This is a genomic window from Microbacterium foliorum, assembly GCF_003367705.1.
GTDB classification, from domain to species: Bacteria; Actinomycetota; Actinomycetes; order Actinomycetales; family Microbacteriaceae; genus Microbacterium; species Microbacterium foliorum.
The window spans coordinates 3,037,501-3,051,338 of sequence record NZ_CP031425.1; the positions used below are offsets into that span (position 1 = coordinate 3,037,501).

At 68.3% G+C, this 13,838-nt stretch carries 13 protein-coding genes; 6 read left to right on the top strand and 7 right to left on the bottom strand.

The features are described 5' to 3' along the window. Nucleotides 1-35: 35 nt before the first annotated feature. Nucleotides 36-680, bottom strand: coding sequence for a helix-turn-helix transcriptional regulator (locus DXT68_RS14390; protein WP_045254192.1), 645 nt, complete (start codon nt 678-680; stop codon nt 36-38). A 100-nt stretch (nt 681-780) separates the two neighbouring features. On the opposite strand from DXT68_RS14390, the gene radA reads away from it, so the two are divergent. Next, nucleotides 781-2,148 (top strand): DNA repair protein RadA, encoded by a 1,368-nt coding sequence (gene radA / locus DXT68_RS14395; RefSeq protein WP_045254193.1) that lies wholly within the window; start codon nt 781-783, stop codon nt 2,146-2,148. Nucleotides 2,149-3,199: 1,051 nt separating this feature from the next. Here the strand turns inward: radA and DXT68_RS14400 are convergent. From DXT68_RS14400 to DXT68_RS14415, 4 genes are all read right to left on the bottom strand, one after another. Further along, nucleotides 3,200-3,619, bottom strand: coding sequence for an SseB family protein (locus tag DXT68_RS14400; RefSeq protein ID WP_115760506.1), 420 nt, complete (start codon nt 3,617-3,619; stop codon nt 3,200-3,202). Between the two features lie 334 nt (nt 3,620-3,953). Beyond that, nucleotides 3,954-4,616, bottom strand: a complete 663-nt coding sequence (locus tag DXT68_RS14405) for a hypothetical protein (protein ID WP_045253668.1) — start codon at nt 4,614-4,616, stop codon at nt 3,954-3,956. A 9-nt stretch (nt 4,617-4,625) separates the two neighbouring features. Next, nucleotides 4,626-5,129 carry an amino-acid N-acetyltransferase gene (locus DXT68_RS14410; RefSeq protein ID WP_045253667.1) on the bottom strand — a complete coding sequence of 168 codons (504 nt, stop codon included), beginning with the start codon at nt 5,127-5,129 and terminating at the stop codon, nt 4,626-4,628. 121 nt (nt 5,130-5,250) lie between these two features. Next, nucleotides 5,251-7,776: an ATP-dependent Clp protease ATP-binding subunit gene (locus tag DXT68_RS14415; RefSeq protein WP_045253666.1), complete on the bottom strand. Its 2,526-nt coding sequence runs from the start codon at nt 7,774-7,776 to the stop codon at nt 5,251-5,253. Between the two features lie 228 nt (nt 7,777-8,004). On the opposite strand from DXT68_RS14415, the gene DXT68_RS14420 reads away from it, so the two are divergent. From DXT68_RS14420 to DXT68_RS14430, 3 genes are read left to right on the top strand one after another with little or no spacing between them, the layout of a single operon-like run. Then, nucleotides 8,005-8,625, top strand: a complete 621-nt coding sequence (locus tag DXT68_RS14420) for a hypothetical protein (RefSeq protein WP_156149273.1) — start codon at nt 8,005-8,007, stop codon at nt 8,623-8,625. Next, on the top strand, nt 8,625-9,395 hold the full coding sequence (locus DXT68_RS14425; protein WP_045253664.1) for a hypothetical protein: 771 nt from the start codon (nt 8,625-8,627) through the stop codon (nt 9,393-9,395). Before DXT68_RS14420 ends, DXT68_RS14425 begins: the two co-directional genes overlap by 1 nt. Continuing rightward, nucleotides 9,392-9,622, top strand: a complete 231-nt coding sequence (locus DXT68_RS14430; protein ID WP_045253663.1) for a helix-turn-helix domain-containing protein — start codon at nt 9,392-9,394, stop codon at nt 9,620-9,622. Before DXT68_RS14425 ends, DXT68_RS14430 begins: the two co-directional genes overlap by 4 nt. A 19-nt stretch (nt 9,623-9,641) precedes the next feature. On the opposite strand, the gene DXT68_RS14435 is transcribed toward DXT68_RS14430, so the two are convergent. Next, nucleotides 9,642-10,004, bottom strand: coding sequence for a YbjQ family protein (locus tag DXT68_RS14435; protein ID WP_045253662.1), 363 nt, complete (start codon nt 10,002-10,004; stop codon nt 9,642-9,644). A 108-nt stretch (nt 10,005-10,112) separates the two neighbouring features. Between DXT68_RS14435 and DXT68_RS14440 the strand changes: the two genes are divergently transcribed. Both DXT68_RS14440 and DXT68_RS14445 read left to right on the top strand, forming a co-directional pair. After that, a complete protein-coding gene (locus DXT68_RS14440) occupies nt 10,113-10,457 on the top strand; it encodes a hypothetical protein (RefSeq protein ID WP_045253661.1) in 345 nt (114 codons plus the stop codon). A 140-nt stretch (nt 10,458-10,597) separates the two neighbouring features. Beyond that, nucleotides 10,598-12,016 carry a dicarboxylate/amino acid:cation symporter gene (locus DXT68_RS14445; protein WP_045253660.1) on the top strand — a complete coding sequence of 473 codons (1,419 nt, stop codon included), beginning with the start codon at nt 10,598-10,600 and terminating at the stop codon, nt 12,014-12,016. A gap of 87 nt (nt 12,017-12,103) precedes the next feature. Here DXT68_RS14445 and DXT68_RS14450 read toward each other — a convergent pair whose 3' ends face one another. After that, complete coding sequence (locus DXT68_RS14450) at nt 12,104-13,834, bottom strand: cation:proton antiporter (RefSeq protein ID WP_045253659.1); 1,731 nt, start codon at nt 13,832-13,834, stop codon at nt 12,104-12,106. Between the last annotated feature and the right edge of the window lie 4 nt (nt 13,835-13,838).

A 13,838-nucleotide genomic window follows, 5' to 3' on the forward strand; every position in this document is an offset into this window, starting at 1 on the left:
AGGGGCCGCCGGCCGTGAATAAGGCAGATGTGCGCCTAGGCGGCGGTCATCTCCGTCAGCGTCAGCTGTACGACGCACTCCGCAGGTACAGCGCAGTCCGCCGGGAGGGCGGAGGTGCGCACGGCCTCGGCGGCGAGCGGCCCACCGGCTTGGGTGAGCACCCCCTGCATGAGGCCGAGGTGCACGGTGCACAGCATCGGACGGTCTTCGGCGCGACCCGCGGCGTGCGGGCACGGGCTGAGATCGACGGTGAGCTGCTCGTCATCGACGACGGGCTCGAAGCCGCTCTCTTCCAAGTGTTCGATCAGGGCGTCCAGCTGGTAGGTCGCGTCGCGACCCAGAGCCGAGGCGGATGCCGGCATCACCCGGCGCAGCAGGTCGCCGCGCTCGGCCGCGGCCTTGGCCTTGTTCCTCGCGATGGGGCTCGACGCGTCGGCCGTGCCGGTGGCGGCGCTGTACAGGGTGCGCGGGCGGCCGCGGGTGGTGCGGTGCTCGCTCGCCTGGATCACATAGCCGCCTTCGATGAGGCGCTGCAGGTGCTCGCGCACCGTGTTCGGATGCAGGCCCGTGGCCTGGCAGAGCTCGTCGATCGTGCGCTCCGCGCGCGTCTGCACGAGATGCAGGAGCTGCACCCGGGAGAACGTCGAGATCGGCCCGCAGACGGGCCCGCCATTGGCCATGACTCCAGTATCCCGCGGGCTCCGGACGACTTCGAGGTGTTCGGCCGTGAATAATGCTCCCGCTGATAGGGATGTCAGATGCCGGCGATAGCCTGACAGCATGGCCACCCGAAAACCCGCCCCTCCCGCCTACGTCTGCACCGAGTGCGGATGGACGACGGCGAAGTGGGTCGGCCGCTGCGCCGAGTGCCAGCAGTGGGGCACCGTGCAGGAACAGGGCGCGCAGACCGGCATCCTGAGCCGGATCACTCCCCTCGCCCCGACAGCGGCGAAGGCCGCCCGCCCGATCACGCAGATCACGACCGAAGACGCCCCTCGCCGCACGAGCGGGGTGGGCGAGTTCGACCGGGTGCTCGGCGGCGGCATCGTGCCCGGGGCCGCGATCCTGCTCAGCGGCGAGCCGGGTGTCGGCAAGTCGACCCTGCTGCTCGAGGTCGCGGCGAAGGCGGCGAGCTCGGGTCGGCGGGTGCTCTACGCGAGCGCAGAGGAGTCCCCGGCCCAGGTGCGGCTGCGCGCCGAACGCACCGGGGCGCTGCACGACGAGCTGTATCTCGCGAGCGAGACCGATCTCGCGACGATCCTGGGGCACATCGACGAGGTGCAGCCGCAGCTCGTGATCGTCGACTCGGTGCAGACGGTGTCGTCGTCGCTGATCGACGGAGCCGCGGGCCAGCCGAGCCAGGTGCGCGAGGTCGCATCGGCGCTGATCCGCGTGGCGAAAGACCGCGGTCTGCCGATCATCATCGTCGGCCATGTCACGAAAGACGGCCAGGTGGCCGGCCCCCGGGTGCTCGAGCATCTCGTCGACGTCGTGTGCCACTTCGAGGGCGACAGGCAGACGTCGTTGCGTTTCATCCGGGCGCTGAAGAACCGATTCGGCCCGACCGACGAGGTCGGATGCTTCGAGATGACGGGCGACGGCATCTCCGAGGTGCCCGATCCCTCCGGCCTGTTCCTCTCGCAGGGTGCGACCGAGCCGGGGACCTGCGTGGCGATCTCTCTCGAAGGGCGCCGTGCGCTCCCCGTCGAGGTGCAGGCGCTCACGATCACCACGACCGCTCCGAACCCGCGACGTGTCGTGCACGGTCTCGACTCGTCGCGGGTGGCGATGGTGCTGGCGATCCTCGAGCGGCGCGCGGGGATCAAGACCAGCACGCTCGACGTGTACGTGTCGACGGTCGGTGGCGTGCGCTTCACGGAACCGGCCGCCGATCTCGCCATCGCGATCGCCGTCGCCGGGTCGATCCAGCAGATATCCGTGCCGCGCACCGTCGCCGCCGTGGGCGAGCTCAGCCTCGCGGGCGAGATCCGCCCCGTGACCCAATCGGCTCAGCGTCGATCCGAGGCCGCGCGGCTCGGCTACGAGCAGGTCGTCGATGACCGGTCGAAGACCCTCCGCGCCGCACTCAACGACGTCAGGGCTCGCAACACGAACCGACGCAGCGACGCGGACATTCCGCCTTTCTGACCCGCCCGGCTTCGGCCGCCCGCGAGACAGCCGGGGCCACTTTCGCACCGGAAACGCCGGCGCCCGGCGCCGAACTGACCCCGCCCAGACCCCAGGTGCGGAACTGACCCCGCCCAGGTCCGTTCTGCCCTGCCCTGCCCCGCGAGCGCCCCGCCCCGCGAGCTGCCCTGCGTCACTTTCGCACCGGGCCGCGAGCTGCCCGGCCCTGCTCTGCGAGCTGCCCTGCCCTGCTCTGCCCTGCCCTGCCCTGCTCTGCCCCGCCCTGCGAGCTGCCCTGCGGGGTCACTTTCGCACCGGGCCGCCATCCGGGGTCACTTTCGCACCCGAAACGCCCGCATCCGGTGCCAAACTGACCCCGCCCAGGTCCGTTCTGTCCTGCCCTGCCCTGCGAGCGCCCCGCCCCGCGAGCTGCCCTGCTCTGCCCTGCCCTGTCCCACTCCCTGCCCTGCCCTGCCCTGCGAGCTACCCTGCGGGGTTACTTTCGCACCGGGCCGCCATCCGGGGTCACTTCCGCATCCGAAACCCCCGAATCCGGTGCAGAAGTGGCCCCGCCCAGGCCTCACGTGCAGAACTGACCCCGCCCAGCGGTGCCCTGCCCCACTCCACGCCCTCCCCACATCCGCCCGCCGGGGTCACTTTTGCATCGCGCGGCCAGCCGGGGTCACTTCCGCATCCGAAACCCCCGAATCCGGTGCAGAAGTGGCCCCCCATGCGGATGGGGTGCGAAAGTGACCCCGCATCGAGATGGCTCCGCCCCGCAAGCGCCCCGCGCTCGCCCCGGGCTGGCCAGGGTCACTTCCGCATCGCGCGGCCAGCCGGGGTCACTTCCGCATCCGAAACCCCCGAATCCGGTGCACAACTGACCCCGCACACGGATGCGGTGCGAAAGTGACCCCGCACACGCCCCGGATGCGCAAGCGCCCGGTGGCGGGATGGCTGCGCCACGCCCCGCTCGCATCGCACCGGCCGCCAGCGGTCCTGCTGGCAGGTCCGCGCATCGGACGCGCGCCGAATCACCGGGCTCAGGTCACGACGCCGAGCGCCGCCGCGGTCAGGCTTCCAGCGCTTTGAGGATCTCTTCGGGCGATGCCTGCATCGGATGCGGTCCCGCGATGTCGAGGAACACCGTCGTGATCGGATGCGTGCCGAGGAACGCCCGCAGCCAGTCAGCCGTGTAGATGCCCACGCCCGGTGGCAGGTTGCCGGGCTTGTTCCGGGCATCGCTGAACAGGAGCAGCGCCAGATCGCCGGAGTTCGGATCGCGATACGTCCACACCTCGCCGCTGTCGAGCGGATTGTCGCGCGCTCCCGGCTTCACCAGGGGTACGACCGTGGTCCCGTGACGCAGTGCCAGGGCGACGGCGGCGACGTCCTGCTTCTCCAGAGCCTGCGCGAGCGCCTCCGACCGGAAGTCCTCGGGTGCGGGCTTCTTCTTCGCCGACTTCGCGGACTTCGCCTTCTTCGCTGCCATGCATCCAGCATATTCAGCCGCAGCCGCAGCCGCGGCCGGCGCCGACATCACGGCGGCATCGAGCCCGCACCGCGAAGGGCAAGAAGTGGGGCCCTCTCGAGTCATCCATTGGGGACTGGGGTACTCGAGAGGGCCCTCGGACCCCCGGGCGGCATGTCGAAGCGCTGGGGACGCTGAGCTCGACGCCATTGGGGATGGCATGCGCCGCAAGTCTGCGAGGGTCACCCCAATGGTATCCCAAACAAAGGACGGTGTCAGCCCGAAACTGAGTGCAGGTCTGTATTCAAGACCTTCGTCCACTGTCGTACCCGACCAGCGGCGCACCGGATCGCTCTCAGTAGAGCAGGATCTGAGCGGTGGTCGCGCCCTTGAAGCCGCCGATCTCGACCGACACATGATACGAGGCTCCGCCGCCGGGAGCGCGAGGACGGTTCTCGTCTGCGCAGGTCTCGACGCTCGACCGGGTGCGATCCCAGGTCACCGGCACCTTGCTGGTCACGGTGGCGCCCGCGGCGAGGGTGGCGATCATGCTGCTCGGATTCTCCTGGCAGTCGGTCGACGTCCACCACACATCGGAACCACTCGACACGGTGAATCGCTGCGTCGTCGAGCCGACGTCGATCGCGCAGTCCGTCGATCCGCGATTCGTCAGCGAGATCGACAGCTGCGGCAGGACGCCGGCCGGGTAGGACTCGGCATCCGTGACGGCGGCGACCTCGACATCCCCCGCCTCGCAGGCGACGAGCCCCGGCGATTCCTCCGCCGACGGCTCGGGCTCGGGTGCGGGCGACTCCGACGGGGTCGCATCCGGCGAGGCCGACGGCGTCGCGCTGGACGTCGCCGACGAGGTCGGCACCGGTCCGGCATCCGTCGCGCTCGCCCAGGGACGAGCGACCAGGGCCCACACGGCGGCGGCGATCACCGCCAGAAGCAGGATCACCGCGACCAGGGTCACCAGACGCCGACGACGGTAGACGGCGGCGGACTGACGGGGCATGATCCCAGGTTAGTTGAGGGCCTTGAGCATCCTGGTGTTGCCGAGCGTGTTCGGCTTGACGTGGGCGAGGTCGAGGAACTCCTCGACACCGGCATCGCCGCTGCGCAGCAGCTGGGAGTACACATCGGAGTCGACGACCTGCTCGCCGATGGGCGTGTAGCCGCGGCGGCCGAAGAAATCGACCTCGAATGTGAGGCAGAACAGCCGGCTGAGACCGAGCACCCTCGCCTGTTCTTCGAGGCGGCCCACGATGGCTCCGCCGACGCCGTGGTGCAGCCAGTCCTCCCGCACGAGCAGGGTGCGCACTTCGCCGAGGTCCTCCCAGAACACGTGCAGCGCACCGCACCCGATCAGCTGCCCGTCGGCTTCGGCCACGACGAACTCCTGCACCGCGCCGTAGAGGACGGCGAGATCCTTGCCGAGGAGGATCCGCTGCTCGACCATCGGCTGCAGGAGGTTGCGGATGCCGACGATGTCCGCGCTGCGCGCCGGACGGACGATGTACTCACTCACGTCGTCAAGCCTAGAACCCGCCACCCCCGAGACCCTGAGTCCGCGCGGAGCGCCGAGAACCCCCGGGCACGGAAAAGGGGCGGATGCACTCGCATCCGCCCCCTTCCGACTCAGACCGGGATCACTCCCCGCTGGCGACCGCCAGGTCGGGGGTGGCCGAGATCTCTCCGCCGGTGTTCACGCCGACGGCGACCTTCTCGCCACGCGGGCCGTGCTCGAACAGGAACTCGCCGTCCTTCGCATCGACCTTCACGTGGTCGCCGGGGTTGAGCTCACCGTGCAGGATCTTCTCCGACAGGCGGTCCTCGACCTCGTGCTGCATCGCGCGACGCAGCGGGCGGGCACCGAGTGCCGGGTCGAACCCGATCTCGATGAGACGCTCCTTGGCCGTCTGCGAGAGCTCGATCGTCATGTCGCGGTCGAGCAGACGCTCTCCGAGGCGCTTCGTGAACAGATCGACGATCTGCACGAGCTCGCTCTTCGACAGCTGCGGGAACACGATGATGTCGTCGACACGGTTGAGGAACTCGGGCTTGAAGTTGCGCTTGAGCTCCTCGTTGACCTTGCCCTTCATCCGCTCGTAGTTGGTCGAGTTGACGCCCTCGATCTGGAAGCCGACCGGACCGCCCGCGATGTCACGAGCACCGAGGTTGGTGGTCATGATGATGACGGTGTTCTTGAAGTCGATCATGCGTCCCTGACCATCGGTCAGACGACCCTCTTCGAGGATCTGCAGGAGCGAGTTGAAGATGTCGGGGTGGGCCTTCTCGATCTCGTCGAACAGCACCACGCTGAACGGCTTGCGACGCACCTTCTCGGTGAGCTGTCCACCCTCTTCGAATCCGACGAACCCGGGAGGGGCACCGAACAGACGCGAGACGGTGTGCTTCTCACCGAATTCACTCATGTCGAGCGAGATGAGAGCGGCTTCGTCGTCGAACAGGAACTCGGCGAGCGCCTTGGCGAGCTCGGTCTTTCCGACACCCGTGGGGCCGGCGAAGATGAACGAGCCCGAGGGACGCTTCGGGTCCTTGAGGCCGGCGCGCTGACGACGGATGGTCTTGGAGAGCGCCGCGATGGCCTCCTCCTGACCGATGACGCGCTGGTGCAGCGCCTTCTCCATGAAGACGAGTCGCGAGGACTCCTCTTCCGTCAGCTTGAAGACCGGGATGCCGGTGGCCTGTGCGAGCACCTCGGCGATCAGGCCCTCGTCGACGACCGCAGCGGTCGCGACGTCACCCGAGCGCCACTGCTTCTCGAGGCGCAGGCGCTCCGCGAGGAGGCTCTTCTCCTCGTCGCGCAGCGATGCGGCCTTCTCGAAGTCCTGCTCCTCGGAGGCGACTTCCTTCTGCTCGCGGACCTTGGCGATCTTCTCGTCGAACTCGCGCAGCTCCGGCGGCGACGACAGGATCGACAGGCGCAGGCGGGCGCCCGCCTCGTCGATCAGGTCGATGGCCTTGTCGGGCAGGAACCGGTCCGACACGTAACGGTCGGCGAGGTTCGAGGCCGCGACGATGGCGCCGTCGGTGATCTGCACCTTGTGGTGCGCCTCATACCGGTCGCGCAGCCCCTTGAGGATGTTGATCGTGTGAGGGAGGCTCGGCTCGTTCACCTGGATCGACTGGAAGCGGCGCTCGAGCGCGGCATCCTTCTCGAAGTGCTTGCGGTACTCGTCGAGCGTGGTGGCACCGATGGTCTGGAGCTCTCCACGGGCGAGCAGCGGCTTGAGGATGCTCGCCGCGTCGATCGCGCCTTCGGCGGCGCCCGCACCCACCAGGGTGTGGATCTCGTCGATGAAGACGATGATGTCGCCGCGCGTGCGGATCTCCTTGGTGACCTTCTTCAGGCGCTCCTCGAAGTCACCGCGGTAGCGGGATCCGGCGATGAGCGAGCCGAGGTCGAGCGAGTAGAGCTGCTTGTCCTTCAGCGTCTCGGGCACATCGCCCTTGACGATCGCCTGAGCGAGGCCCTCGACGACGGCGGTCTTGCCGACGCCGGGCTCGCCGATGAGGACGGGGTTGTTCTTGGAGCGGCGAGACAGGATCTGCATGACCCGCTCGATCTCCTTCTCGCGCCCGATCACCGGGTCGAGCTTGTTGTCGCGCGCGGCCTGCGTGAGGTTGCGGCCGAACTGGTCGAGCACCTGCGAGCCGCCCTGGGCGCTCGGGGTGTCGTTCGACTGCGCGCCGACCGCGGCGGGCTCGCGTCCTGGCGCTCCGGAGAGGAGCTGGATGACCTGCTGGCGGACCTTGTTGAGGTCGGCGCCGAGCTTGACGAGGACCTGGGCTGCGACACCCTCGCCCTCGCGGATGAGACCGAGCAGGATGTGCTCGGTGCCGATGTAGTTGTGACCGAGCTGCAGAGCCTCGCGGAGGCTGAGCTCGAGCACCTTCTTGGCGCGCGGCGTGAACGGGATGTGACCGGTGGGCTGCTGCTGGCCCTGACCGATGATGTCCTGAACCTGCTCGCGGACGGCGTCAAGGGAGATGCCGAGGCTTTCGAGTGCCTTGGCTGCGACACCCTCACCCTCGTGGATGAGGCCGAGCAGGATGTGCTCGGTGCCGATGTAGTTGTGGTTGAGCATCTTCGCCTCTTCTTGGGCGAGGACGACCACTCGACGGGCTCGGTCCGTGAATCTCTCGAACATGCTGTGACTCCTTATTCGCACTGGGGCGAAGCGAGGATCCCTCGACGGTCTCCGCGCCTTTACATCGAGAGTAACCACCGTGCGGAGGCAGTATGCCCGTGTTCGCCGTCGGCATAGCGGCGTGACGGCCCCTCGCAGCGCCACGGATGCGGGCGGGGTTGACGTGCATATCGACAGTCGATATGTTAACGATTATCGGTAATAACGATCAACGATAAGGAGTGGATGATGACCTCGACGAAGACCCGCGCGATTTCCCTCGGCGACAGGGGAGCGCTGATCGGCTTCTGCATCGCCGGCGTCGCGATCGCCGCCTACATCACGGTGTTCTCGATCATCCGGATCATCGAACTCGCCCGCGGCGTCGACGTCCCCGTCCTCGTCGAGTTCATCGGCTCGAAGACGCCGGTCGACCTGCCGCTCAGCACCGGGGACAGCATCTCGGTCGGCCTCGACAGCGCCGTCATCACGGCGCCTGAGCTGCCGATGATCGCGATCGTGCCCGGCATCATCGCGCAGATCGCGCAGATCCTGACCATCGTCATCGTGATCGGATGCCTCATCCTGCTGGCTCGGAGCGTGCTCGCCGGCCGCGTCTTCAGCCGCCGCAACACCGTCCTCGTCGCGACGGCCGGAGTCACCGGACTCCTCGGCTTTGCCGCGGTGCGCTTCTTCGACAACATGCTGGCCAACGCGACCGTCGCCCGCATCACCGGCAACGGAGTCGAGAACGCGGTGATCAGCGTCGAACCGTTCACGTTCGTGCTCGCGGCGTTCGTCTTCGCGCTCACCAGCACGGTCTTCGTGATCGGCGACCGCCTGCAGCGCGACACGGAAGGCCTCGTCTGATGTTCGCCTACTCGTCGAGAGAGCTCGGACCATCTCTGCTCTTCATAGCGGCCGGACTCGTGGTCATCGCGCTCATCGCGGTCTTCGTGGTCTGGCGCGGCAAGCGCAGAGGAAGCCGAACGCTGGTGATAGACGCCGCACTGACCGTGTCTGGATGGTGGGTCACTTTGTCAGCGCTGAGCGCGATCGTGTTCGTGATCAAGATCTTCGCGACCGACTGGGCGGAGATCGCCTCCACGCCGCTCTGGATTCCGTGGCCGAGCGATCTCGCGTGCTCGGACGAATTCGAGGTCACCGGGGCTGTGCTCCAATGCGGTGGCGGCACGATCGAGAACATCACCGTGCGCGGCGCCTCGCTCGGCTTGAGGGCGCTGGCAGGTGCCGCTCAGATCTCGAGCCTCGCTTTCGCCACGATGCCTGCGGCGATGATCATGGTCATTTGCTTCCAGACGCTCCGAGGGCGCGCCTTCTCACAGACCGTGTCACGAGCCCTCACGATCGGCGGGATCGGGGTTCTCGCATTCGGGCTCGCGTCCGACATCTTCGGTTCGATCGCCGCGACTGCAGGTCTGCGCGAGGTGTTCCCGCCCGACAGCGAGTGGTATCCAATGACGTTCCAGCTCTCCGTCACGCCGCTGCCGTTCGCCGGTGCACTGGGCCTGATCGCTCTCGCTGCCGTCTTCCGGCAGGGGCTCCGCCTCGAGCAGGAGAAGCTGAGCCTGCAGCAGGAGAGGGACTCACTGCTCAAGGACACGCAGGGCCTCGTATGAGCCCGGCGGAGAACGACGACGAGCTCACTGGCATCCACTGCCGACTCGACGAGCTGCTCGCGGAACGCGGCATGACGCTCACCGAGCTGAGCACCCGCGTGGGCGTCAGCATCGTCAACCTGTCGGTGCTGAAGAACGACAGGGCGCGGGCGATCCGCTACTCCACGCTTCGGGCGATCTGCGACGCGCTCGCCTGCGAGGTCGGCGACCTGCTGGTGCTCGCGTAGCCGCGCGGCCCGGCCGGCGTCAGGCGACCGGTGGCTGCGGCGGCTGCGGTGCGGAAGCCGCGGGCGCGAGGGGCTCGACCACGACGGCGGTGCCGTACGCGCAGATCTCGGTGAAGTTCGCGATCGATCCCGCGTCGAAGCGCATCGCGACGATCGCGTTGCCGCCGCGCTGCAGGGACTGATCCCACATCCGCTGCATCACCACCTGGCGGGCCTCGTACATGACCTGCGTGTACTCGGGGATCTCGCCGCCGCCGAGCGAGCGGAATCCGGCGGTGAACCCCTGACCGAAGTCCGTGGACCGCACGGTCAGACCCATCACCTCGCCCAGCACCTGGGTGATGCGGTAGCCCGGCACGTCGTTGGTCGTCACGATGAACATGAGGCCATCGTGGCAGAGCGAGGGCGCCGGGCACAGCACGAGAAGGTGGGGAGTCCTCCCCATGCAACCCCCACTATGAATTCCCTGTGGGCCGCTAGCGTCGTAACCATGACCCTCAACGACCGCACCTCGCGCACTTCTTCCCGCATCCTCATGGCCCTGCCCATCGCGGCCCTCGCCTTCTCGCTCGCCGCCTGCGGTGGCGCGGCCCGCCCCTCTGCCGATGACGTCGCCGACGGCATCCAGCAGGTATACGAAGACCAGGGCCTCGGCGATGTCGTGACCGACGACGTCGCCCAGTGCTTCGCCGAGAAGCTCGTCGACTCCGACCTCAGCAATGAGACCCTCGGCTACATCGCGAACGGTGAGGACAAGCAGGCGAACGAGAAGGAGAAGGATCTGACCACGAAGATCCTCCGGGACAACGTGGAGGAATGCGGCTTCACCCAGTGAGGTCCGTCGACTGACGAAGGATGACGGATGCCGCGGCATCCGTCATCCTTCGTCATGTCGGCCTCGGAATTCGCACGCCCTCATAGCGTTGAGCGTTATAGCGTGCACACGGCGCGCACCGATCCTGGAGTCCCCACCCCATGAGCACCACCGCCCGCCCCACGAAGGCGACAGACACCCGAGGTCCCGTCCGGAAGCTGCTGACGTCGTTCGGCTTCCAGATCCTCGCCGCCCTCGTCCTCGGCATCGCCGCAGGCCTGATCGCCCGCCAGCTCGGCGCCACGGCCGACAGCCCGAACGGCCTGTCCGCCACCCTCGACACGATCGGCAGCTCGTACGTCACGCTGCTGCGCGCCGCCGTCGTGCCGCTGATCTTCACCGCGATCGTCGCCAGCATCTCGAACCTGCGTCGGGTGCAGAACGCCGCTCGCCTCGCAGGTCAGACCCTGCTGTGGTTCGCGATCACCGCGTTCATCGCCGTGACCATCGGCATCACCCTCGGCCTCGTGCTGCAGCCCGGGTCGCGCGCCGGCGAGGGCCTCGAGCCCAGCGACCCGTACACGGTCGGCACCTGGTGGAACTTCCTGCTGGGTCTGATCCCGCAGAACTTCCTCGGTCTCAGCGTGAGCACCAACCCCGGCGCCACGGATGGCACGTTCAGCTCGAGCGTGAACTTCAACATCCTGCAGGTCATCGTCGTCGCCGTCGCGGTCGGCATCGCCGCCCTCAAGGCCGGCAAGAAGGCCGAGCCCTTCCTCACATTCACCGAGTCACTGCTCAAGGTCATCCAGCGCGTGCTGTGGTGGATCATCCGCATCGCCCCGATCGGCACGTTCGGACTCATCGGCGCCGCGGTCGTCAAGTACGGCTGGGAGAAGCTCGCCGCCCTCGGCTGGTTCGCCATCGCGGTCTACATCGGACTCGCGCTCGTGCTGTTCGTCGTCTACCCGGTGCTCGTCAAGACGCACGGGCTGTCGATCAGGCAGTACTTCTCGGGCGTGTGGCCCGCCGTGCAGCTCGGCTTCGTGAGCCGCTCCTCGATCGGCACGCTGCCCCTCACCGAGCGCGTGACCGAGCGCAACCTCGGCGTGCCCCGCTCGTACGCCTCGTTCGCCGTGCCGTTCGGCGCGACCACGAAGATGGACGGATGCGCGGCGATCTACCCGGCCATCGCCGCGATCTTCGTCGCGCAGTTCTTCGGCATCGAGCTGAACTTCGTGCAGTACCTGCTGATCGTGCTGGTCTCGGTCGTCGGCTCCGCAGCCACGGCGGGCACCACCGGAGCGACCGTCATGCTCACCCTCACGCTGTCGACCCTGGGTCTGCCGCTCGAGGGCGTCGGCCTACTGCTCGCGATCGACCCGATCCTCGACATGGGCCGCACGGCGGTCAACGTCGCGGGCCAGGCGCTCGTCCCCGCGATCGTCGCCAAGCGCGAGGGCATCCTCGACGAGGAGCTCTACAACGCGCCGCGCGAGGGGCTGCCGTTCGCAGACGACTCCGACGACGACGAGGCGGATGCCGCGGCATCCGAGAACGCGCCCGCCGGCACCCGCTGACCCGCACCGTTCCCCGGCCCACACCACGGAACCGACCGAACGCCCCGCCCACCTCGGGCGGGGCGTTCGTGCATGCGGCGACCTGCGCTACGCGCGACCCTGCTGACGCGTGGCACCACGGGTGTCGAGCGCGAGCTCCTCCGCATCCATCGCCGTCATCAGCTCGCGCATGACCTCCTCGTCGAGGTTGCCGGCATCGCGTTCCTCGAGCAGGATCCCGCGCCGCACCTGCAGCCAGCCCCGCGACAGGGCGGCCAGGTCGTCGTACGAGGGCCTGGCGACGGCATCCTCGACCTGCTGCGCCTCGTCGGTGTCGCGCTCGACCCGCGTCATGCGCCGGGTGAAGGCGTCGAACACGCTGAGGTCGACTTCGCCGTACTTGGCCTCCCACTCGACGCGCTTCTCGGCGAGGAACGCCGTGCCCGCCTCGCGGCTCTTGGCCTTGATGTCGGCGATCGCCTTCGCGTCGTCCTCGTCGTCGACGTCGCTCGCGATGCCGAGCCCGCGGATCAGCATCGGCAGCGTCAGGCCCTGCAGCAGCAGGGTGCCGACGGTCACGACGAAGGCGACGACCACGATCGCATGCGACGGCTCGGTGTCGAGAGCGGCGAGGTCGGCGGCGGCGAGCGCGGTCGCCAGCGTCACCACCCCGCGCATGCCCGCCCAGGAGATGACGGCGTTGTCCTTCCAGGTGAGCTGGAGACCCGCCATCCGATCGCGCACGATCTGGGAGCGCAGCTCCTCGGCGCTGTAGTGCTTCCAGCGCTTCGACTCACGGCGACGCTCATCGAACGCCCCGGAGGCGACGGAGCGGTCCCAGCGTTCCAGCCGCCGCCGGTCCTGCCGGTTCGCCCACAGGTTCGCCGGGTACACGTACAGCGGTCGCATGACGAGGACGACCAGCAGCACCGCCCCCGACAGCAGCAGGATGCGGCCCACCTCCTCGCCGCCGAGGTCGCTGAGCACACGGGGGAACTGCAGGCCGATGTACGCGAACACGAAGCTCTCGAGCAGCAGATCGGCCGAGAGCCACAGCGGCGTCTCCTGCTGACGGGTGGTGTAGTCGGTGCGTGGGGAGTTGTATCCGACGTAGAGCCCCATCGCGACGACGGCGAGCACACCCGAGCCGAGCAGATGCTCGGCGATCGCATAGGCGCCGAACGGGGCGAGCAGTCCGAAGGTGCCGATCACGACGGCGTCGCTGATCCGCATGCGCAGCTGGTGCAGCACGATGCCGAAAACGAGACCGACGATGACGCCGACACCGACCGCGGCGAGGAACTGCCAGACGCCGTCCCAGACGGTGAGGGTGGCGCCGGCGATGATCGCCGCGAAGACGCGGTAGAGGGTGAGCGAGGTCGCGTCGTTGATCAGGCTCTCACCCGACAGCACCGTCATGATGCGACGCGGAAGCCCGAGCTTGCGGCCGATCGCCGCCGCCGAGACCGCGTCGGGCGGAGCCACGATCGCCCCGAGCAGCAGCGCGCCCGGCAGGGTGAGCGAGGGCAGGATCCACCACGCGACGAGCCCCACGGCGACCGAGGTGAGCAGCACGAGGGTGATGCCGAGCCGGCGGATCTGCGGCAGGCTGCGCTTGAAGCCGACGAACGAGACGTCGAGCGCGGCGGAGTAGAGCAGCGGCGGCAGCACGAGGTTGAGCAGCAGATGCCCGTCGATCTCGACCTCGGGCACGAACGGCAGGAAGGATGCCGCGAGCGCGACCACCGTCACGAGCAGCGGCGCCGGCCACCCCCGCCATCGCGCGATGGCCGCCACGATGACGGCGCCGACGAGCACGTAGAAGATCTCCGCATCCATGCAC

What these genes read in the sequence shown, in the direction of transcription:
- DXT68_RS14425 (WP_045253664.1), top strand. Translation starts at nt 8,625, where the DNA reads ATGTTCGCCTACTCGTCGAGAGAGCTCGGACCATCTCTGCTCTTCATA.
- DXT68_RS14445 (WP_045253660.1), top strand. Translation starts at nt 10,598, where the DNA reads ATGAGCACCACCGCCCGCCCCACGAAGGCGACAGACACCCGAGGTCCC.
- DXT68_RS14415 (WP_045253666.1), bottom strand. Translation starts at nt 7,776, where the DNA reads ATGTTCGAGAGATTCACGGACCGAGCCCGTCGAGTGGTCGTCCTCGCC.
- DXT68_RS14430 (WP_045253663.1), top strand. Translation starts at nt 9,392, where the DNA reads ATGAGCCCGGCGGAGAACGACGACGAGCTCACTGGCATCCACTGCCGA.
- DXT68_RS14420 (WP_156149273.1), top strand. Translation starts at nt 8,005, where the DNA reads ATGACCTCGACGAAGACCCGCGCGATTTCCCTCGGCGACAGGGGAGCG.
- DXT68_RS14405 (WP_045253668.1), bottom strand. Translation starts at nt 4,616, where the DNA reads ATGCCCCGTCAGTCCGCCGCCGTCTACCGTCGTCGGCGTCTGGTGACC.
- DXT68_RS14435 (WP_045253662.1), bottom strand. Translation starts at nt 10,004, where the DNA reads ATGTTCATCGTGACGACCAACGACGTGCCGGGCTACCGCATCACCCAG.
- DXT68_RS14450 (WP_045253659.1), bottom strand. Translation starts at nt 13,834, where the DNA reads ATGGATGCGGAGATCTTCTACGTGCTCGTCGGCGCCGTCATCGTGGCG.
- DXT68_RS14390 (WP_045254192.1), bottom strand. Translation starts at nt 680, where the DNA reads ATGGCCAATGGCGGGCCCGTCTGCGGGCCGATCTCGACGTTCTCCCGG.
- DXT68_RS14400 (WP_115760506.1), bottom strand. Translation starts at nt 3,619, where the DNA reads ATGGCAGCGAAGAAGGCGAAGTCCGCGAAGTCGGCGAAGAAGAAGCCC.
- DXT68_RS14440 (WP_045253661.1), top strand. Translation starts at nt 10,113, where the DNA reads ATGACCCTCAACGACCGCACCTCGCGCACTTCTTCCCGCATCCTCATG.
- radA (WP_045254193.1), top strand. Translation starts at nt 781, where the DNA reads ATGGCCACCCGAAAACCCGCCCCTCCCGCCTACGTCTGCACCGAGTGC.